This is a genomic window from Serratia sp. LS-1 (assembly GCF_003719595.1).
GTDB classification, from domain to species: Bacteria; Pseudomonadota; Gammaproteobacteria; order Enterobacterales; family Enterobacteriaceae; genus Serratia; species Serratia ureilytica.
In genome coordinates, this window is the sequence record NZ_CP033504.1 from 2,660,843 (window position 1) to 2,680,558 (window position 19,716).

General features: G+C 58.3%; 17 protein-coding genes. 8 read left to right on the top strand and 9 right to left on the bottom strand.

The annotated features are described in order from the left end of the window. Window positions 1-8: 8 nt before the first annotated feature. From EDY99_RS12810 to EDY99_RS12820, 3 genes are all read right to left on the bottom strand, one after another. Window positions 9-302, bottom strand: coding sequence for a DUF2623 family protein (locus EDY99_RS12810; protein ID WP_033643690.1), 294 nt, complete (start codon window positions 300-302; stop codon window positions 9-11). Between the two features lie 130 nt (window positions 303-432). Next, a complete protein-coding gene (locus EDY99_RS12815; protein ID WP_033643691.1) occupies window positions 433-1,020 on the bottom strand; it encodes a nitroreductase family protein in 588 nt (195 codons plus the stop codon). 69 nt (window positions 1,021-1,089) lie between these two features. Continuing rightward, window positions 1,090-1,986, bottom strand: a complete 897-nt coding sequence (locus EDY99_RS12820; protein WP_123061800.1) for a LysR substrate-binding domain-containing protein — start codon at window positions 1,984-1,986, stop codon at window positions 1,090-1,092. Window positions 1,987-2,101: 115 nt separating this feature from the next. On the opposite strand from EDY99_RS12820, the gene EDY99_RS12825 reads away from it, so the two are divergent. Then, window positions 2,102-2,737, top strand: a complete 636-nt coding sequence (locus tag EDY99_RS12825; RefSeq protein ID WP_047574567.1) for a flavodoxin family protein — start codon at window positions 2,102-2,104, stop codon at window positions 2,735-2,737. A 28-nt stretch (window positions 2,738-2,765) separates the two neighbouring features. Here the strand turns inward: EDY99_RS12825 and EDY99_RS12830 are convergent, their stop codons facing one another. After that, entirely contained in the window at window positions 2,766-4,145 is a 1,380-nt protein-coding gene (locus EDY99_RS12830) for an FAD/NAD(P)-binding protein (RefSeq protein WP_123061801.1), read from the bottom strand. Next, window positions 4,145-5,317 carry an FMNH2-dependent alkanesulfonate monooxygenase gene (gene ssuD, locus EDY99_RS12835; RefSeq protein ID WP_047025380.1) on the bottom strand — a complete coding sequence of 391 codons (1,173 nt, stop codon included), beginning with the start codon at window positions 5,315-5,317 and terminating at the stop codon, window positions 4,145-4,147. Before ssuD ends, EDY99_RS12830 begins: the two co-directional genes overlap by 1 nt. 279 nt (window positions 5,318-5,596) lie before the next feature. On the opposite strand from ssuD, the gene EDY99_RS12840 reads away from it, so the two are divergent. Then, window positions 5,597-7,516, top strand: coding sequence for a sigma-54-dependent Fis family transcriptional regulator (locus EDY99_RS12840; protein ID WP_123061802.1), 1,920 nt, complete (start codon window positions 5,597-5,599; stop codon window positions 7,514-7,516). A 719-nt stretch (window positions 7,517-8,235) separates the two neighbouring features. Here EDY99_RS12840 and EDY99_RS12845 read toward each other — a convergent pair. Further along, the gene (locus EDY99_RS12845) at window positions 8,236-9,084 is read right to left on the bottom strand and encodes a helix-turn-helix domain-containing protein (RefSeq protein ID WP_223524802.1); all 849 of its coding nucleotides are present in this window, start codon (window positions 9,082-9,084) and stop codon (window positions 8,236-8,238) included. 697 nt (window positions 9,085-9,781) lie between these two features. Here EDY99_RS12845 and EDY99_RS12850 point away from each other — a divergent pair. The 4 genes from EDY99_RS12850 to EDY99_RS12860 all read left to right on the top strand — a co-directional run bounded on the left by EDY99_RS12850 (window position 9,782) and on the right by EDY99_RS12860 (window position 15,970). After that, entirely contained in the window at window positions 9,782-10,669 is an 888-nt protein-coding gene (locus EDY99_RS12850; protein WP_033643699.1) for a helix-turn-helix domain-containing protein, read from the top strand. A 495-nt stretch (window positions 10,670-11,164) separates the two neighbouring features. Beyond that, window positions 11,165-11,338, top strand: coding sequence for a hypothetical protein (locus EDY99_RS24620; RefSeq protein WP_154219870.1), 174 nt, complete (start codon window positions 11,165-11,167; stop codon window positions 11,336-11,338). A 457-nt stretch (window positions 11,339-11,795) separates the two neighbouring features. Then, window positions 11,796-14,135: a membrane-bound PQQ-dependent dehydrogenase, glucose/quinate/shikimate family gene (locus EDY99_RS12855; protein WP_123061803.1), complete on the top strand. Its 2,340-nt coding sequence runs from the start codon at window positions 11,796-11,798 to the stop codon at window positions 14,133-14,135. A gap of 194 nt (window positions 14,136-14,329) precedes the next feature. Continuing rightward, window positions 14,330-15,970: a Na+/H+ antiporter gene (locus tag EDY99_RS12860; protein ID WP_016927100.1), complete on the top strand. Its 1,641-nt coding sequence runs from the start codon at window positions 14,330-14,332 to the stop codon at window positions 15,968-15,970. A gap of 110 nt (window positions 15,971-16,080) precedes the next feature. Here EDY99_RS12860 and EDY99_RS12865 read toward each other — a convergent pair whose 3' ends face one another. Then, on the bottom strand, window positions 16,081-16,836 hold the full coding sequence (locus EDY99_RS12865) for a glycosyltransferase family 2 protein (protein ID WP_123061804.1): 756 nt from the start codon (window positions 16,834-16,836) through the stop codon (window positions 16,081-16,083). Between the two features lie 320 nt (window positions 16,837-17,156). Here EDY99_RS12865 and EDY99_RS12870 point away from each other — a divergent pair, with 320 nt between their 5' ends. After that, window positions 17,157-17,399 carry a hypothetical protein gene (locus EDY99_RS12870; RefSeq protein ID WP_015378427.1) on the top strand — a complete coding sequence of 81 codons (243 nt, stop codon included), beginning with the start codon at window positions 17,157-17,159 and terminating at the stop codon, window positions 17,397-17,399. A gap of 5 nt (window positions 17,400-17,404) precedes the next feature. On the opposite strand, the gene EDY99_RS12875 is transcribed toward EDY99_RS12870, so the two are convergent. Next, window positions 17,405-18,034 carry a hypothetical protein gene (locus tag EDY99_RS12875; protein WP_060660523.1) on the bottom strand — a complete coding sequence of 210 codons (630 nt, stop codon included), beginning with the start codon at window positions 18,032-18,034 and terminating at the stop codon, window positions 17,405-17,407. A gap of 85 nt (window positions 18,035-18,119) precedes the next feature. On the opposite strand from EDY99_RS12875, the gene EDY99_RS12880 reads away from it, so the two are divergent. Further along, window positions 18,120-19,055: a LysR family transcriptional regulator gene (locus tag EDY99_RS12880; protein WP_060660522.1), complete on the top strand. Its 936-nt coding sequence runs from the start codon at window positions 18,120-18,122 to the stop codon at window positions 19,053-19,055. On the opposite strand, the gene alkB is transcribed toward EDY99_RS12880, so the two are convergent. After that, complete coding sequence (alkB, locus tag EDY99_RS12885) at window positions 19,038-19,685, bottom strand: DNA oxidative demethylase AlkB (RefSeq protein WP_069099988.1); 648 nt, start codon at window positions 19,683-19,685, stop codon at window positions 19,038-19,040. The genes EDY99_RS12880 and alkB overlap by 18 nt on opposite strands. Window positions 19,686-19,716: the final 31 nt, after the last annotated feature.

The window sequence follows — 19,716 nt, forward strand, 5'->3', positions numbered from 1 at the left end:
CGTCTGCCCTAACCCTGCGCCGGGCGGTTATAGCCGGCGCGGAAAAACTTCTCCGCCAACCGGCTGTCGCCGCCGGAGAAGAACTCGCTCATCGGCTCGCTGCCAAGCCCATAGGCGCGGCTGAGCTGCCCGGCCTCGAACGCCGCCCGGTTCTCGTCGCCGCAGCGCTGCGCCAAATGGTGCGCATAGCCGAGCACGAAACCGCGCTTGTAGTCGGAGCAAAAGCGCGACAGCTCCGCCTCGGGTTTCAGGTTGTCCGCTTTTAATCCCGCCAACAGCCCTTTGCCAAAATGATCCCCCATCGGTTCCTCCTTATCACGCAATCGCTATATAACAAAATATACAGCGAATGGGCGAACGCGAACATACTCCCAAAGTTTTACTCGCCGCATAAAAAAGGCCCGCCAAGCGGGCCTCGGCGAGAAGGCGCGATCACAGCGTGAAATTCAGCCCTTCGCTGACGGTGTTGCCCAGCGGCAGGCGGCCCGACGGCGCTTCTTTCTCCTGCAGGAAATCCGGCAGGCGGGATTTGTCGCCCGGTTTGCCGATCGCCACCATGGCGTGCACCGCATAATCGTCCGGCAGCTGCAGCGCCGCCTTAATCTTGTCGTGGTGAATGCCGCTCATGCAGTGGGTCAGCCAGCCTTTCAGGTGCGCCTGATGCGCCAGGTTGGCCCAGGCGGCGCCGGTGTCGAACGCGTGGGTCGGGTTGTCCACCAGCCGCTCGCCGTTCAGGCTGGTGGTTTTGGAGACGATCACCACCAGCGCCGAAGCGTGTTGCGCCCAGCCGCGGTTGAAGTCGATCAGGAACTCCAGGTAGTTCTCCCAGCTGTCGGAGCCGTGCTTGCTGTAGGCAAAGCGCCACGGCTGAATGTTGTAGGCCGAAGGCGACCAGCGCGCCGCTTCAAAGAAGCTCAGCAGCGTTTGATCGTCGATGGCGTCGTTGGTCATCGCGCGCGGCGACCAGCGCTCGATAAATTGCGCATCAATCGGGTAATCGGAGATTCTTGGCTGGCTCATGATAGGTTCTCGCAGTGAAGTAAAAACAAAAGTTCGCTGATATTCCCACAGCTTAGGACGGTAAAACTTTTATTTCGTGCCATTGTCCTGCGGCAATTCCTGCTGCAGCCAGGCCAGAAACGCCCTGACCGGCGGATGCCGCTCGCGCCCCGGCGCGCACAGCACGCTGTATGCGGCGCCCGGTACGCGCACCTCGGGCCGGTACGCCGCCAGCAGGCCGTTGTCCACCATCTCGGACACCATCACCGAGCTGGCGAGCACCCACCCTTGCCCGGCCACCGCCGCCTGCAGGGCGTAATGCTCCTCGTGATAGCTGCGCATCGCCGCATGGCGCCGCCACCAATCGACCCCGGCGGCCCGGCACCAGTCATGCCAGCCGCTGTCGTACTGCGCCGAATCCCCCCACTTGACGGTGATCAGCACCGGATTTTCCGGCTCGGCGGCGGCCAGCCCCGGCGCGGCGTAGACGCCAAAGCTTTCCTCCAGCCGCGCCGCCTGATGCAGCGCGGGATAGTGCGCGCAGCTGTAGCGCACCGCCACGTCCACGCTGGCGTCTTGCTGCAGATCGATCACCTCGGCGCAGGCCTCCAGGCGCACCAGATAGTGCGGATACGCCTGATAGAAGCGCCCCAGGCGCGGCACCAGCCACAGCGCCGCGAACGAGTGCGTCACCGAAACGCACAGCGAGCCTGCGCTGGGCTGCGGCCGCAGGCCTTCGAGCGTGGCGGCGACGTCCAGCAGCGCGCCGTGCACCCCGGCAAACAGCGTTTCCCCCTTCGGTGTCAGCCGCACGCCGCGCGGCACCCGCTCGAACAGCGCAAACCCCAACTGCTGCTCCAACGCTTTGATCTGGTGTGATATCGCCGTCGGCGTCACCGCCAGCTCGGCCGCCGCCAGTTTGAAGCTGCGCAGGCGAGCGGCGGATTCGAAGGTGCGTAATGCGTTGACGGGCAGCGTGGCGAACATGGCGAAGCCTCTCCAAGTGAGTTGAATTCATCCTGGCAGAAAAGCCGTCATTTGTCGCCCGCCGGGGTTTGTTTCTAGAGTAAGGCTGAATTCATTTCACACAGAGGAATATGACATGAATGCAACTCATCAACCCAAGCGTTTGGCGGTGCTGGTCGGCAGCCCGCGCCGCGACGGCAACAGCGCCACGCTGGCACAGGCGATCATGGCGGGCGCCGCCGAAGCCGGCACCGTCGCCAGCCTGCATTTTCTCGACGATTACCTGAGCGGTTTTCTGAGCGATGAACGCCATACGCCGCCGCCGGCCGATCGCTACGCCGAGTTGTTCCTGGAGCACTTCCTGCCGGCCGACGGCGCGGTATTTTGCACGCCGATTTACTGGTACGGCATGTCGGCGCAAACCAAGGCCTTTTTCGATCGCTCGTTCAGCTTCTATTCCAATGCCTACCCTCAGGCGGCGGACGTGCACCAACGCATGAGCGGCAAGCGCATCGGGCTGGCGGTGGCGTCGGAAGAGGCCTACCCCGGCGCGGCGCTGGGCATCGTGCATCAGATCCAGGAGTTCAGCCGCTACACCCATTCCGCCTTCGTTGGGCTGGTGCACGGCGCCGGCAACCAACGCGGCGAGATCGCCCGCGATCCGCGCAACCCGCTGCGGGCCGCCCGCGAGTTGGGGCGCGAGTTCTTCACCCGCCCCTACTCGGATTATCAGATGGACAGCCCGCGCAGCACGCAGGTGTGGGCGGACTGACGCTTGAGTCTGCCGGTAAATCGCACTGTCACCCTCCGGCGGCGATCGCCGCCAGCAGATGACGCGCGACGCTTTCGGCGTGTTCCGCCACCTGCGGCAGCCCCATCAGTTCGCCGAAGCGGCCGCGCGCCGCCGGGCCGGCCACCAGCAGCCGCGGGTTGGCAAGGCCGTCGCCGCCGATCGCCTGGCTGGCGGCATTGACCCACAGCCCCAATCCCAGCGGATCGGCGCGCAGCGCCCCCTGCTCAGCCAGCGAGCTGAGCAACGGGCTGGCGGCGATCAGGCCGGCATGAGCCGGGCCCGTGGTGATCAGCAGCCGCTGCGCCTGCAGCGCCCGCTCTGCGCCCTGGCGCGGCAGAATCGTCAAGCGCACGCCCTGCGGCGAGGGTTCCGCCCGCCGCAGACGAGCGGCCAAAACCTGCAGCGTGCCCGCCGCCTGTTGCTCCGCCAGCAGCGTGCTCACCTGCGGCGCAATGCGATAGCGGTGCACGTCCCAATAGGCGCGCAGATGCCGCAGAAAGCGCTGCTGTTCGGTCAGCGTCAACGCTTGCCACAGACGCTGGCCCTGGGCGCGCACCGCGTCCAACACCGCCTGCCACGGCACCCGTTGCCCAGCGGCGCGCGCCACCTCAAGGCGCACCTGCCGCACCCCGTCACGCAGTCCGGATGGCGGGGTAAACGACCACGTCGGGTACTCCCCTTCGGCATTGGCACGCGGCAACAGGCCGTGACGAGAGAACGCGATAATCGGCCCGCGATGCCCGCGGCGGTGCAACGCCGCCACCGTATCGGCCATCGTCAGCCCAGTGCCGACGATCGCCAACGCCTCACCGGGTTCAACTTCGTCCAGCGCCTCCGCCGCCCAGGGATTGGCGATCAGACGCGCATCGCACGCCAGCTCCGGGGCGATCTGCCGCGGCAGCGCGGGCGGCGGATGACTGGTCGCCAACACCACATAGTCGCCCCACAGCCGTTCGCCGCCGGCGGTGATGACGGTCGCGCCCTGCGCCTGCGGCTGTAGGTGCAGCGCCCGATCGCGCAGGTGCCGCAAGCGGGCCCGGCCCGACTGCGCCGCCTGATGGAAACGTTCCTCGACATAGCGGCCGAAGGCGCCGCGCTGCGGATAGGCTTTACCGTCGCGCCACAACGCCTGCGGATCGGCCACCAATCCGCCGCCCAAGCGATACCAGCGGTCAAAATCCCCCGCCGGTTCATCCGCCAGCTGCATCCGATCGGCCGGGACGTTGATGCGGTGGGTCGGTTCAGTGGTCGAGTAGGCCACGCCATAGCCCGGCGCCGCGCGCGGTTCGATCACCGTGACATCCACCGCTCCGCGCGCCAGCTGGATCGCCAGCGCCGCGCCGGTGAAACCGCCGCCGATAACGATAATATGGGCACGCTTCGCCATCAGCCCTCCCGCTGCGCCGGGCCGGGGCGACGATCGCCGCCGATGGTTTCGCCGAACGGGCCGGTATTGATCGTGCGGGCCGTCTGATGGGCCGGCTGCGCCAGCGGCAACAGCGGCATCACCAGTTCGGCGAAGCGGTGGGCCTCTTCCAGATGCGGATAGCCGGAAAGGATGAAATTGTCGATGCCCAGCGCCTGATACTCGCGTATGCGCGCCGCCACCTGCTGCGGATTGCCCACCAACGCGGTGCCGGCGCCGCCGCGCACCAGGCCGACGCCGGCCCACAGGTTGGGGCCGATGCGCAGACTCTCGCGCGAGCCGCCATGCAGCTCGCTCATGCGGCGCTGGCCGGTGGAGTCCATGCGCGCAAAGATCTGCTGCGCCGCCGCGATGGTGTCGTCATCCAGATGCGCGATCAGGCGCTCAGCCGCCGCCCAGGCTTCGTCTTCGGTTTCGCGCACGATAACGTGCAGGCGAATGCCGTAGCTGAGTTTACGCCCCTGCCGCTCGGCGCGCTGGCGCACCGCCGCCAGCTTTTCCGCCACCTGAGCCAGCGGCTCGCCCCAGGTCAGGTAGGTGTCGATCTGCCCGGCGGCGATGTCGATCGCTTCCGGCGAGGAGCCGCCGAAATAGAGCGGCGGGCCGTTTTCCTGCACCGGCGGGAACAGCAGTTCGGCGCCTTCGACGCGAATATGCTTACCGCTGAAATCCACCTTCTCCCCTTGCAGCAGCCGTTGATACACCGTGAGAAATTCCTGTGTCACCTCGTAGCGTTCGGCATGGCTGAGGAAGATGCCATCCCCTTTGTTTTCCACCGGATCGCCGCCGGTCACCACGTTGATCAGCAGGCGCCCGTCCGACAACCGATCCAGCGTCGCGGCCATGCGCGCCGCCAGACTCGGCGGCTGCAGGCCGGGGCGCACCGCCACCAGATAGCGCAACCGACGGGTGATCGGTGCCAGCGCCGCCGCCACCAACCAGGAATCCTCGCAGCTTTTACCGGTTGGGATCAGCACGCCGTAATAGCCGAGGTTATCGGCGGCCAGCGCCACTTGCTGCAAGTAAGGCAAGTCTACCGGGCGCCCGCCCTGCGCCGTGCCCAGATAGCGGCCATCGCCGTGGGTCGGTAGAAACCAGAAAACGTTGATGCGTTCTTTCGCTGACTCAGTCATTTATGCTTTTCCTATATAACTATTCTCAATATTTATCGATAGAAAAATCTTGCTTGGTTATAAACCGAAAAGCAGGATGCATGCCACAGTGGCGGATTTTAAAAAGCAATACATATCAATGCGTTGAAAAGACATTACCGCCCGAGCGCTGCTGCATTGGCAGCAGGCGGCGGCGAAAAGCTGTTGCCAATGCAGCACCGTGCGCCTTTTACCCTCTCGCGGCCGCTCATGGGCTGGGATAAGATTTTTTCCCCCTTCGCCGTCAGCCAGGAGACGCCCATGTACGATCCCCAACCGTTCGCCGCCGACAAACCGGTGCTGATCGATCCGGCGTCGCTCGCTCTGCAAAGCGTGCTCGATCGGCTGGCCCCCACCGATGCCACCGTACTGATCGTCGGCGAAACCGGCACAGGCAAAGAGGTGGTGGCGCGCTATCTGCACCACCACAGCGCGCGCCGCCATCGCCCTTTTTTGGCGGTCAACTGCGGCGCGCTGACGGAAAGCCTGGCGGAAGCCGAATTGTTCGGCCATGAGAAAGGCGCCTTCACCGGCGCCGTCGGCACCCATCAGGGCTGGTTCGAAGCGGCGGAAGGCGGCACCCTGCTGCTGGACGAGATCGGCGAACTCAACCTGTCGCTGCAGGTCAAGCTGCTGCGCGTGTTGCAGGAACGGGAAATCACCCGCGTCGGTTCGCGCAAACCGCTGAAGATCGATGTGCGGGTCATCGCCGCCACCCACGTCGATCTGGCCGGCGCAATCCGCCAACGACGCTTCCGCGAAGACCTCTATTACCGGCTGAACGTCGCGGCGGTGACCTTACCCCCGTTGCGCCAGCGGCCAGAGGACATTCCGGCGCTGACCAGACACTTTCTTTCGCTGTACGCCCGCCGGCTGGGACGGCCGCCGCTGCAGTTGACGGTGGAGGCGCAGCAGGCGCTGCTGGACTACCCCTGGCCCGGCAACGTGCGCGAGCTGGAGAACACGCTGCATAATGCGGTCTTGCTGAGCCAGGAGGGGCCGATCGCCCCGCAGCAACTGCGGCTCACGCAACGCCTGACGGATCACGGCGGCGGCGGTGACGACGCCATCGATCGCTTCGTGCAGCAGCAGTTGCAAGGCGACGGTACCCAGCTCTACCAACGGGTGCTGGATGCGCTGGTGCGCAACGCCTTCGAACGCAGCGGCGGCAACCAGCTGCAGGCGGCGGCCTTGCTCGGCGTCAGCCGCAATACCCTGCGCACCCATTTGGCGCATCTTGGTCTGATCAAACCGCGCCGCCGCAGCGTCGGCGCGCCCGCGCATTCGCCGGCCATCAGCGCAGCGCCGCTGCCCGAACGCGAACTGCGCATCGGCTATCAAAAATTTGGCAACCTCGGCGTGCTCAAGGCGCGGCAAAGCCTGGAACAGCACTTCGCCGCACAGCGCATCAGCGTACTGTGGAGCGAGTTTCCCGCCGGGCCGCAGCTGCTGCACGCGCTCGACGGCGATGAAATAGACTTCGGCACCACCGGCGAAGTGCCGCCGATCTTCGCGCAGGCGCAGGGCAACGCGCTGGTGTATGTCGGGTTTGAGCCGCCGGCGCCGCAAAGCGTGGCGATGGTGGTGCCGCAAGACAGCCCGATACGCAGCGCCGCCGATCTGCGCGGCAAACGCATCGCACTCAACAAAGGCTCCAACGTGCACTATTTATTGCTGCAGATGTTGGACGAACAGGGAATGACGTTGAACGATGTGCGCATCGTTTATGCGCCGCCGAAGTATCCGCTGTCGGCGACCGACCTGCAGGCGGTGGACGCCTGGATGATGTGGGATCCGCTGCTCAGCGACGCGCAGCGCAGCGGGGAACTGCGCGTGATCGCCGACGGCACCCAACGGGTGCTCAATCAGCAATTCTATCTGGCGCGCCGCGAGTTCGCCGAACGCTCGGGCGATCTGTTGCAGCCGCTGATGCAAGCATTGCAGCACACCGGCCGCTACATTGCCGCGCAGCCGAGAGAAGCCGCTCGTCACCTTTCCGACGAACTGGGGCTGGCGAGCGCCTCGCTGGAACTCGCGCTGTCGCGCCGCAGCCACGAGATCCGCGCCATGGATTTGCAGGTGATCCGCCAGCAGCAAAGCATCGCCGACCGCTTCTACGCCCTGGGGCTGTTGCCCAAAGCGATCGCCGTGCGCGAGGCGGTTTGGCCGCTGGGATCTTAGCCTGGTTTCGGAGGGCGCAGCATCGGCCGCCCTTTCTCCTCTGCGCACAAACTCATACCGCCGTCGGAGCCGGGCGGTAATGCCAATGCCGCAAAGACATTTTTAGGTAAAATATACCGCCGATGTCAGTGCTAGGATTAATTCGCTATCATTTTATGTGCACTTTCAATTAACGTTACCCTGTTATTTTCGCATTCGCCGGTCGTCACGACCGGCTTTTTTATTCTCCCACCTCCCCTGACAAAAAATATCGCTTTTTGGTAAAAAAAAACGCGCCAGGTAGGATTACATAGCAACTGCATGGCCTTATTTCCCGTGTAGGGCCGTGCATCTCAGAGAGATTGTCGATGTTTCATTGGCCGGCGTTAATCGCCGGCTTTTTTTATCTTCATTTCATGACGCCTGCGCGTCGCAGGCCCCACGTCTTATTGCCAAAGAGGATGCGCGCATGCCGAGTCTATTGTTCCGTGAGATAACACTTTTCGGTAAAGACAAAACCTCAACGCGCGCTATTATTTAATTGTAGTGTTGTCATACCTATTGAATACCCCATGCTTACCGACCCTCGCGGTCGGTTTTTTTTCTCCCTCATCAACCGTTCCGTTGGCGGCAACAGGCTTATGGGGCGTTGACGGGAGGGCGCCATCAAAATATCGATGGCATAACCCAAGCTTTCCGTTGTGATCAGGCAACCTGCTGCCGCGCGCGATAAACAAAGCTCATTTTATCGGGATGAAATACCACATGCTGACGTTTTCCTTTTCACCTGGGCAGTGATCGTGAATTTTAAAGATTACGCTTTGCGTGATGAAGATATCCAGGGAAGCCAACACCCCCTCATAGAGCGATAGGATGAACTCATTTTCGCTCATCTTTTTTTCATTGCGTCTGATCGCAATGTACTTTGCCGATGCGTTGTACAGGCTACAGGTTATTGGATTCTTTACGTTTACCTTCATCTGCCCCCGGCTGATTACCGGCGAAAGCAGTTGCACGATCCTTTTATTCTCGTAATACTCATGCAAATTCAAGTACACGATGCTGCTGGGGAAAGGCTCTTTATCGAAGCCAATAATCGGTTGATAATTGAGAAAAGGCCAATCGCGCAGGGTTCTGAATGTTCTCGGCGGGCAACCGAATTGATTTGAAAACGCACGGCTAAATGATTGCTGAGAACTAAACCCGGAGAGCAACGCGATTTCATAGATCTTCATATCGGTACATTTCAGCAATAACGTCGCGCGGCTTAGTCTGCGCTTTCTGATATAGGTCCCTATCTTCATCCCTTCATACAAATAGAACATCCGCTGTAAATGCCCGATGGAATACCCTGACTTAATGGATAGCGCCCTTATTGATACATGGCTTTGTGTATCAATGGCTTTTTCAATGATAGCGATTATCTCATCTAAAATATTGCGTCTGAACTTGTTAGAACAATCCATAGTAAAGCCTGTCATCTTGCTATTTTTATTATTGAATGCATCTCTCTTCTTGCGGAACCAAAAGCTGTCCGGCTTGCTTTCTTTCGAAGAATGGCATTCCCATATCCGTTCAAATATATCCACGCATCACGTTGCACAAAAATCATTTCCAGGGCGAAAGATGCCGATTCACCTCTCGCACAAGATGAGATTCACAAAGAAGTCGTGTGGAAAAACGCTGATAAACCACGGACGCCAAGACAGAACAACGCTCAGCGTTTATTCTGCCTCAAAAAACGCAGGCCATAGCCAGAAGATAAATAGCAAACGCTATTTCTCGTGAAAATCCCCCCCTCATACTCCTCCCTGAATGTCATTATCCTTGATACCCCCTTGGATTAACCATTATTTAATTGCGCAATCCCCTGCCTGGCCTATTTGCCGCTTAACCACCCACTCTTAAACATAGAATAGTTAATTATTTCGATTCGAAAAGATGTTACTGTCAATAAATTGACAGCCATATAGAGTTTTTATCTATCAATGAGCAAAAAATGTGCTCCAACCGCCTTGATTCATTCATACAAACTCATAAAAATCAATAAATTAATACACTTAAAATGTATCCCTGCACTTTCTCCTTCTTCGCCATACGCTGCTATTTGGTAAATGACACTTTTAAGTACATTTTTTTTAATTTACCGCGTTAATATTGCAAGCGTTCTATACTCAGGATATTTCCTAAAAGAACGGATAAATTGGGGGCTTATCGCTGAATACCGATAACGCGTTATTTTACCCAACGCAACCATTAGGCAGATAACTAAAAGGGAGCTCCTGCATGTTTATAACCAAAGTCATTGAGGAGCTGCTCGCCTGGGTGGAAGAAAGTGGGTTCAATGAGAAGCTCACCGTTGAGATGCTGTCAGAAAAAAGCGGATATTCACGCGGGCATATCCAAAAAGCGTTTAAAGATGAAACAGGGATGACTTTCGGGAGCTATGTGAGGGGCAGAAAACTCATTCGCGCCGCATTTATGTTGAAAGCGACGAATCTCTCTATTTCCGATATCGTTAAAGCGCTGAACTTTCAGTCATATCAATCCTTTGAACGGGCGTTTCGCAAGCAATTCAGAACCTCGCCGATGCAGTATCGCAAAAGTAAATCGTGGGACGTGTCCTCCGCCATCCCATTGCTGTTTCTCGACGGCATTCCCGAGCATCGCTATGTGCACCTGCCAAAATTTTTCGACGATTCAGGGGATGGCGTTGATGCAGAGATAGATCACTTCCATCCTGCGGTTTCCGCGCTGCGATTGGCGGCAATTGATAACATGAAAAAAACGGATAGCGGCGTGATTAACTTTTTCAATTTTGGCGCGAGCATCAAGAAAGAGAATTACGTCAGCATCTATTTGAAGACCCTCTATATTTCTGAAGAAGACTGTCTTGGCAGCGTGCTTGCCTCTCTGGCCGACGCCCAGGGAAAAAAAGACATGCAACTTTATGCAGAGTTCAGTTATGACGGCGCAAGCGATGAGGCGCAAAAATTCACGCAAAGTATCTACACCAAATCATTCCCGATAAATAAAGTTGGCATGATCGATCGCTTTCTCATTGAAATTATCACCCCCAAAGGCGGCGATAGAATAGAGATGAAGACCTATATCCCCATTGTCTTCCCTATCAAGCACAGAGAGAAAGAGGTAGCGCCAGGGCCAGCGCGGTAACCCTGTCACTATCGGCGTTGCCATTTATTAAAAAGGGTAATGATTTATATTAAACAATAAAGATTTATGCTGAATTTAGGCTCAAAACCACTCATTACCCACTCGCTGCAAAGCGCCAACTTTAAGACTTATCTAATTGGAAAACACGTCAATATCGCCATGAAGATCGCGCCAAGATGAGTTCTTCTCGCCCCCACAAGGAATTACCGCTTATCCGTTAAGCGTTGACTTCGATATGACTTACGTACCAAAACCTTAAATATCAATGTGTTACCCACATTTGCTTTTTGTGCGGCCGATTGGATAACTTATTGTTTTTATTCTATTTGCACTAAATACCCCGCCTGAGCGCAACCGGCATTTTTCGCTTTATCCCGCCCGCACGCTTGTAGACATCCCCAGGTAGTGACGATATTTTATTTCTACGAGACTTATTTTTACGGGTGCTATCAATATGCCTTAAACAAGAATAAAGCGCGTCAGGAAAATAGAATTATGAGTATTCAAGTATGGTCTAAAAACCTAAAAAAACACTATCCTAATGTTAATGTTGAAAAAGTCACCGTCGGCGAACGCGGGAAAGGTTATATTGTCTATGTCGATGGGGAAAGAATGGCATTAAATCATTTTTTTCGCCGTTTCTATCGACACCGGCTTGATAAAGAATGATGTTTCACCCTGAACTCAACGCAGGGTAAACCTCTACGCAACCTCGTGATTAAAAGCAATTTCGCATTCATCATCACTCTAAATAATTAGTCCAGAGAGGCTCTTTCATTCAATGCGCTTATCACTGCAATAAAATATCGGATTGCCCAGCGCACCCAAAACCGTATCTCTGCGAGACGGTTACAACCCGGTATTAAATAAAAATGTTGATGGTTATTTTTATCGCGCGCGTTCTGTCATCGCCCAATAAAAACCCCTTATCTTGGTCTGGCGACTGATCCAAGCCGCAATGGCCACTGTTGAAATGGATATCAAAACGACAACTCAATGCCCCTAAAGCGTTAAAGAATAAAAAGTCTCAAGGCGGGACATGCCTTGCCTTTCGCGCCGGCATTTTCACGCGTTGGCAGCGATGGGATGGTGATCCAATGTGGATTTAAAAGTCAAAGGAAAACATATGATTAGAACATCGTTTGGTAAGAGAGCCGCAATAATCACGTTCTTTTGCTTGCTGGTTTTTTCTGGCGTCGCGTTAACCGTGGGGGGAATTTGGCTGATCGCCCTCGGCGGATCGTTCTACTATGCCATTACCGGGATAGGCTACATCGCCGCCGCAGTGCTGGTCCTCAAGCGCAGCAAATCGGCTTGTTACTTAACCGGCCTGCTGTTTTTGATGACGGTGCTGTGGGCGCTTTGGGAATCGGGGCTTAACTACTGGGCATTGTTCCCTCGTCTGCTGGTGCCCGCCGGCCTCTCTATTATCGCCGCGTTTTTACTTCCCTCGTACCTGCACGGCGCCAAGAGTCAAAAGCAGGCTTACATCGCCGGTTCGGCATTATCCGTGGCCTTTGTCGCTTTCTTTATCGGCGCCTTCTTTCCCCATGGCGAAATTACCCCTGCTGGCGACGTGACGTTTATCGAGAGCAAAAGCGACAATGCGCCTGCCGATTGGAGCGCCTATGGCCGCACGACGGAAGGAACGCGCTACGCGCCGTTCAATCAGGTGAACCGTTCAACCGTCAAAGATCTGAAACTCGCCTGGGTGTATCGCACCGGCGATTTCCGGCCGGGCGTGGACCAAAATACCCCGCTCGCGATTGATGATGTGGTGTATAGCTGCACGCCCAACGGTCTTATCACCGCTATCGATGCCGATACGGGTAAAGCGCGCTGGAAATTTGACTCGCATTCCACCTCCCCCGTTTGGCAACGCTGCCGCGGGCTTGGCTACTACAAAAATGAGGATGTTGCGCCAGGCGCTCTGTGCGAGAAAACGATCGTTCACACCACGATCGATGCCCGCCTCATTGCGCTGGATGCCAAAACGGGCCAGAAATGCCCCGCCTTCGGTCAAAACGGTGAGGTGAATCTCGGCCAGCATATGGGGGAAGTCAAACCGGGTTATTACTTCCAAACCTCGGCGCCGACCATCGCCAGAAGGAAGATTATCGTCGGCGGCTGGGTTATCGATAACGTAATGAAAGGCGAGCCTTCCGGCGTCATCAGGGCGTTCGACGCCAAAACCGGCGAGTTGGACTGGGCGTGGGACTTAGGCAATCCGGGCATCACCAAGGCGCCGCCGGCCGGAAGCACCTATACGCGCGGCACGCCGAATATGTGGACCACCGCCGCCTATGACGACAAATTAGGCTTGTTGTATGCGCCGCTTGGCAATGCAACGCCCGACTATTACGGCATGAATCGCCCGGAAAATTCGGATGAGTACAACTCTGCCCTGGTCGCCATTGATATTGAAACAGGCCGTGAGCGCTGGAAATTCCAAACCACGCATCACGACATTTGGGATTATGACCTCGCGTCCCAACCCGCGCTGGTAGACGGTTTTGATGAGCAACATCGCCCGGTGCCCGCCCTTTTGCTCGGCACCAAACGCGGGCAGATTTTCTACCTGAACCGGGAGACCGGCAAACCGCTGGCGCAGGTTGAAGAGAAAGCCGTGCCGACGCAAGGCGCCGCAGAGGAAGAGCGCCTCTCGCCAACCCAGCCGTTCTCCGTCGGCATGCCGACCATTGGCGCCGAGCGCCTGACCGAAGAAAAAATGTGGGGCACCACCCTGTTTGACCAGATGGCCTGCCGCATCCTGTTCAAACAGATGAATTACCAGGGCGACATGACCCCGATCGGCACCCGCCCAACGCTCGAGCAGCCCGGCAATTTAGGCGGACTCAACTGGGGGAGCATGTCGATTGATCCTGTAAACCATATGGCTTACATGAACGATGTGCGCATCCCGAATGTGTTTTGGTTAGTGGCGCGCGACAGCTATGAACGCGTCGCGAAGCAGTACCCGCAAAAAGTGATCGATGGCCACGGGCCTTCTCCCATGATCGGCACGCCATACGGCATGATCACGTTGATGTGGATATCGCCGCTCGAAGTGCCTTGCAACCAACCCCCTTACGGCACGATCACCGCCGTCGATTACAAAAACAAAAAGATCGCCTGGCAGATACCGGCCGGCACCGCCGAAAAAATGGGGCCGCTGGGCATCAGATCGCACCTGCCGATGCCGGTTGGCATGCCCACCTACGCGGGCACCATGACGACCGCCGGCGGCCTGGTCTTCTTCGCCGGCTTCCAGGACTATTATCTGCGCGCCTATAACAGCAGCACCGGCAAAGAAGTCTGGAAATATGCGCTGCCGGTCGGCGCGAGCGCGACGCCGATGAGCTACGTTTCGCCTAAAACCGGCAAGCAATACATTGTTATTGTGGTCGGCGGCGCCGCGCATTCGTCAGAAACCGGCGATTACGTGATGGCGTTTGCGCTGCCTTAACCCTTTGCCCCGTTTGCCTGCGCCATCACACAGGCCAGCGGGGCGAAGACCGGCCTTGCTCAACTGCGCTTTCTTTATCGACAGCGGCCGCCGTGGCCGCTGCTCAGCCTTGGCCGACGAGCCCGCCAGAGGGGCGGCATGCAGAAAAACCGTTTGATAACGGCGAGAAAAATTAAATCCACAAAAGGTTCACGATGGAAACATTCTTCACCATATTGATCTTATTGCTCACCGTCTCGTTGTCCGGCGTCGTGACGCGCATATTGCCCTTCCAAATCCCGCTTCCGCTGATGCAAATCATCGTTGGCGCCGTGTTGGCCTGGCCGCAGTTTGGGTTGCATATCGACTTCAATCCCGAGCTTTTCTTGATGCTGTTTATTCCCCCGCTGCTGTTCGCCGACGGTTGGAAAACGCCGGCGCAAGAGTTCATCCATTACGGCAGAGAAATCCTTTGTCTGGCCCTGGTGCTGGTGATCATCACGGTCGTCGGGGTGGGTTATCTGATCCACTTCCTGCTCCCGTCAATCCCCCTCGCCGCCGCATTTGCCCTGGCCGCCGTTCTGTCGCCAACGGACGCCGTGGCGCTGTCCGGCATCGTCGGTAAAGGACGCATGCCCAAACCCGTGATGAGCGTAATTGAAGGGGAGGCGCTGATGAACGACGCCTCCGGGTTGGTTTCCCTCAACTTCTCCATCGCTGTCGCGCTCGGCGCGATGGCGTTTACCCTGGAGAGCGCCTTTCTGACCTTTCTTCAGGTATCGATTGGCGGGGTGCTGTGCGGCATCATTATTGTCTTTCTCTATAATCAAATGGTTAAGTTCATCCATAAATGGATGTATAACGATTCCGCCACCCAGATTATTTTCTCGCTGTTACTGCCCTTTTCCTGCTATCTGATTGCGGAAAGAATCGGCGTATCCGGCATCCTGGCCGCCGTCAGCGCCGGCATGATGATTGGCCAATCCAAAGTGAATCGCAGCATGCCGCTGGTGCGTTTACGCACCAATAATATTTGGGAAATGCTCGAGTTCGTGTTTAACGGCATGGTGTTTATTCTGCTTGGGCTGCAGCTGCCGGGCATCTTGAACTTCACCGTGGCGCAAACCGGTATCGATCATTCCATCAGCCTGGAGACACTGCTGGCTTACGTGGTGATCATCTATTTTAGTTTGATCGCCGTGCGTTTGATTTGGCTGTGGCTGATGAAGGTCGGCAGCGCGACCCTGATGCGCAAAGATCCGCTGTTATTTTCGAAATTCAGCACGCGCGATCTGTTCGTCGCCGCCTTTGCCGGGGTGCGAGGGGCGGTGACCCTGGCGGGCGTGCTGTCAATTCCGCTGTTTCTATTGGATGGCTCGCCATTCCCGGGGCGGTATCAGCTGGTGTTTATCGCCTCGGGAGTCATCTTGCTGTCGATCGTCGTCGGCATCGTCACGCTGCCCTTCCTGTTGCGCGGCAATCTGCCGCCGGAAGAAGATCAGGAAGAGGCTTTCTCCGTTTCAGAAGCCTTGGCGAGCGCGGCGACCAAGGCCGTCAACGAAACCAAGGAAAAGCTGCTCGTCGCCCCGCCGGACGACGCCACGCCGGAACTGATTGAAGAAACGACGCGGCGGATGCTGGACGTGCTGCAACGTAAAATTCTGACTAAAGAAGACGTTAAGAATATCGTGGCGCTGAAGCGGCTGGAAAAGCAGCTGTACTTAGCCTCGTTGCACGCGGAAAGAGAAGAGCTGTATCGGCTGCGCCGCATGAAGAAAATCAGCCATGAGAAACAGAGAAAGCTGCTGCATCGCATTGATATTACTGAGGTGCTGATCGCTGAAGACAGCGTTTAAACGAGGAGATGAAGGCGGTTCGCCCCCCGCCTTCGGCGCGCGATTGCCGGCCCAACGCCGTAATCGCGCGCCGCAATCGAACGGGAGCTCACGCCACGCCCGCCGTTCGGCTATCTGTGGTACCACGCCTTGAAATACTTCAAAAAGCTGTAGGACACCGCGTAAACGCCGGTCACGGCCCCGACCCGGCCCGCTTTCCAGGCGCCGCTGAAAATGTACCACTTGAAAAATGCGCCGATGGCGCTAATCACCCCTCGGAGAATCGATGGCCTTATCGCCTTGTATTTCACCACACGCGCCGTATAGCTGTTCAGCTTGGCAAACACTTCCTCGATTGAGAAAAAAGTGTCGTGTTTAACGTGCCCGGCCAGTATCAAGGTGGATGCGCCCCCTTCCGCCGCATCATCTACCGGCGCATCATTGAACTTCACCACCTGGCGATGAAAAAAGCGAATGGGGTAATCCGGTGACGAGACGGGATAAAGCGTTCTGACCGCCTGTCCCAACACAAACCAATCGCGACGAATGCGATAGGCGTTATTTTTGTCGGGGCCTGGGGTGCGCTTGAAAAGCCGCATCGCGTCGACCGCTTCATCATCCATGATCTCATCGCTGTCCAGGCACAAAACCCAGTCATGTCGCGCGCGGGATATGGCGTAATTCATTTGCCGGCCATGGGTTTCAAACGGGTGATAAAGAGGCTTGATATTGAAGTCGTCGCAAATGGCCAAGGTGCAGTCAGTACTGCCCGAATCCACCACGATGATTTCATCGGCGAACGCCGCCACAGGTTGCAACACGTCACGCAGCAGGCGCGATGAATTAAACGTCAATAAACACACGGAAATCCGGTTACAAAAATCCATTTTACAATCCACGACACTGAGAAAATGCAGTCCATGCCAAAAACGGCGGGCGCGCCCTGCAAAAGCGCGCGCCCAAAGCGCTTCTCCTGCCCCGAGCGCCTCTTCAATTAAGTATTTAGAATATTGGCTGCCCTGTCATGCCCTGGATGATGGCATCTGACTATTTCATCAATTTCAATAAAATCAACGATTAATCCGAATTTAGCTCAGGCGTTCACCGCACCGGCTCACGCGCCGGCGGGCGCCGAGCGCGAGAGCGGCGCTTGGCGGTGCTTTGGTTTTGTTATAACGTATCAAAAAAAAGTAAAGGGAAGACGACGATGAAAATCCAGCTGTCGCTGCTGTTTCTCAGCCTGTTGGCCGGCAAGGCTGCGGCGTTTCAGTCAAAAGTGCCCGAGCCGCGCACCGAACAGGCGCGTGCGGCGGAACAGAACATCGAAAATCTGTTTTACGGCTTTCACGCTATGGATGCCCAGCCGGTGAATATCGGCCGCTGTGAGGCGGTGCCGGTGGCGGGATGCCAGTGCGCCTTCTGCACCCAGCTGCGGCAGGCCGGGCGCTGACGCTTTTATTCCAGCGCATACTGCACGATCAGCTGCCCTTTCTTCATCTTTACTCCGGTAATCGCGATCGCGCCCACCTCGCCCAACGTGGCGACATGCGTGCCGCCGCAGCCGTAGGCGGGCAGATCGCCGAAACCGATCTGGCGCATCCCGTCCACCGCCTGTTGGCGACGCGGCAAATCGGCGGCGATCAGGCGCGCCAGCTCCGCGTGTAAAAACGCCGCCTCCAGCGTCTGTACGTCCGGCCCTGGCGTGAACGTGATGCGCCCTTCTCCCGGCCAATGATGCGCTTTCACCGGCCGCCAACCGCGGGTTTCCCCCAGCCAGCCGATCAGATGGCCGCCGGAGTGCCAGCGGGCGTGCAGCCGGCGTTGCGCTTCGTCGACCTGCATATTGACCGGCCCGATCGGCAGCGGCGCCGCGGTATAGTGCAACACCCTATCCCCCTGCTGCTGCACCCGCAACACGGCGACGCCGTTCAACGCTCCCACGTCGGCCGGCTGCCCGCCGCCCTGCGGGTGAAACAGCGTGGCGTCCAGTTCCACGGCGTAAGCGCCCGCCTCGGCCGGCTCACAGCTCAATACCTGCGCCTGGCCCTGTAAATCGTCGCTGTAGTAATAACGTCGCTCGGTCATCATTTTTCTCCTCGGTTCGAAGAGCCATTATATTCATGTCATAATCGGAGCATAATCCGTCGCCATCACAATGGACCTTTGCGTCATGAGCACAAATCTTTCTTACGCGCTGTTGGCCGAAATGGCCGTTTTCGTCCAGGTCGTGGAGAGCGGCAGCTTTTCCGCCGCCGCCCGCAAACTGGGCGCTTCACCTTCCGCCGTCAGCCGCAGCGTGGCGAAGCTCGAACAGGCGCTGGCGCTGCAGCTGCTGCATCGCACCACCCGTAAACTGCGGCTGAGCGAAAGCGGCGAAGAGGCGTTTGCGCACTGCCGCACCCTGCTGGCGGCGGCCGACGCGGTGATGGCGATCGGCGGGCGCGGCGCCGCAGAGCCCGAAGGGCTGGTCAGCGTCAGCGTGCCCAAGGCGGTAGGCCGTTTCGTGCTGCATCCGCACATGCCGGAGTTCCTGCGACGTTACCCGAAGGTGGACGTGAGGCTGCGGCTGGAAGATCGTTATATGGATCTGATCGACGACCGCGTCGATCTGGCGCTACGCATTACCGATCGCCCGTCGCCGGGCTTGATCGGCCGTCAGCTGATGCGAATAGACCACCTGCTGTGCGCCACGCCGCACTATCTGGCGCAGCACCGCGCGCCACAGCACCCGCACGATCTGGCGGCGCACAGCTGCATCTATCTGGGAGAAACGCCGAGCGACGCGCAATGGAAGTTCCGCCGCAGCGGCAAAACGGTGACGGTCAACGTGCGCGGCCGCTACGCCGCCAACCACACCGGCGTGCGGCTGGACGCGGTGAAACGGCATATCGGCATCGGCAGCCTACCGTACTTTACCGCCCGCCAGGCGCTCGACGAGGGCGAGATCGTGCAGGTACTGCCGGAATGGGATTTCCTCAGCAGCTATCACGGCGGCCTGTGGTTGCTTTACGCGCCCAACCAGTATCTGCCGCCCAAACTGCGGGTGTTTATCGACTATCTCGTCGCCTGCCTGGCGCAGGAGCCGCAGCTAAAGCGCCTTGCGTAGCGTGATGTTGATGCGGTGCGGCCCCACCAGCGAGTGGTAGCCTTCCTTGACCGGCAGGATGCCGTGGAAACAGAGCCGCGACGGGCCGCCCCACACCACCACGTCGCCGTGCGCCAGCGGGATGCGCCGCGCCCGATCGCTGCGTTGCAGGCCGCCGAACTGAAATACCGCCGGCAACCCGAGCGACACCGAGACGATCGGCGCGCCGAAGTCGTGCTCGTCTTTATCCTGATGCAGCGACAGCTTGCTGCCCGGATCGTAACGGTTCATCAAACAGGAATCCGGCACGAAGGGGCCAAAGCCCGCCTGCTGCGCGGCTTCGTCCGCCAACGCCATCAGAATAGGCGGGATCGGCGGCCAGCGTTTGCCGCTGCGCGCGTCGCGTTCCGAGTAACGGTAGCCGCGGCTGTCGCTGGTCCAGCCGTTGCCGCACCAGCTCATCGCCACCGACATCACATGCCCGCCGGGGGTGGTCAAATGCTGCCACGGCACCTGCGCCACCACGCCCCGCACCGCCGCCAGCAGTGCCGGCCCGTGATCGCGCACAAAGCCGTGCATCACCACCGCGCCGGGGGCGATCTCTTCACGCCACGGCGGCGGTAGCGCGTCTTCAAAAAGATCGATTGTCATCGCCAAAACCTGTATGAATACACAGTATCCA

Excerpts from the sequence above, each read along its gene's own strand:
- EDY99_RS12815 (WP_033643691.1), bottom strand. The coding sequence starts at position 1,020 with ATGAGCCAGCCAAGAATCTCCGATTACCCGATTGATGCGCAATTTATC.
- EDY99_RS12825 (WP_047574567.1), top strand. The coding sequence starts at position 2,102 with ATGAATGCAACTCATCAACCCAAGCGTTTGGCGGTGCTGGTCGGCAGC.
- EDY99_RS12875 (WP_060660523.1), bottom strand. The coding sequence starts at position 18,034 with ATGACCGAGCGACGTTATTACTACAGCGACGATTTACAGGGCCAGGCG.
- EDY99_RS12840 (WP_123061802.1), top strand. The coding sequence starts at position 5,597 with ATGTACGATCCCCAACCGTTCGCCGCCGACAAACCGGTGCTGATCGAT.
- EDY99_RS12870 (WP_015378427.1), top strand. The coding sequence starts at position 17,157 with ATGAAAATCCAGCTGTCGCTGCTGTTTCTCAGCCTGTTGGCCGGCAAG.
- EDY99_RS24620 (WP_154219870.1), top strand. The coding sequence starts at position 11,165 with ATGAGTATTCAAGTATGGTCTAAAAACCTAAAAAAACACTATCCTAAT.
- EDY99_RS12865 (WP_123061804.1), bottom strand. The coding sequence starts at position 16,836 with ATGGATTTTTGTAACCGGATTTCCGTGTGTTTATTGACGTTTAATTCA.
- EDY99_RS12830 (WP_123061801.1), bottom strand. The coding sequence starts at position 4,145 with ATGGCGAAGCGTGCCCATATTATCGTTATCGGCGGCGGTTTCACCGGC.
- EDY99_RS12810 (WP_033643690.1), bottom strand. The coding sequence starts at position 302 with ATGGGGGATCATTTTGGCAAAGGGCTGTTGGCGGGATTAAAAGCGGAC.
- EDY99_RS12850 (WP_033643699.1), top strand. The coding sequence starts at position 9,782 with ATGTTTATAACCAAAGTCATTGAGGAGCTGCTCGCCTGGGTGGAAGAA.
- EDY99_RS12855 (WP_123061803.1), top strand. The coding sequence starts at position 11,796 with ATGATTAGAACATCGTTTGGTAAGAGAGCCGCAATAATCACGTTCTTT.
- EDY99_RS12880 (WP_060660522.1), top strand. The coding sequence starts at position 18,120 with ATGAGCACAAATCTTTCTTACGCGCTGTTGGCCGAAATGGCCGTTTTC.
- ssuD (WP_047025380.1), bottom strand. The coding sequence starts at position 5,317 with ATGACTGAGTCAGCGAAAGAACGCATCAACGTTTTCTGGTTTCTACCG.
- EDY99_RS12820 (WP_123061800.1), bottom strand. The coding sequence starts at position 1,986 with ATGTTCGCCACGCTGCCCGTCAACGCATTACGCACCTTCGAATCCGCC.
- alkB (WP_069099988.1), bottom strand. The coding sequence starts at position 19,685 with ATGACAATCGATCTTTTTGAAGACGCGCTACCGCCGCCGTGGCGTGAA.
- EDY99_RS12860 (WP_016927100.1), top strand. The coding sequence starts at position 14,330 with ATGGAAACATTCTTCACCATATTGATCTTATTGCTCACCGTCTCGTTG.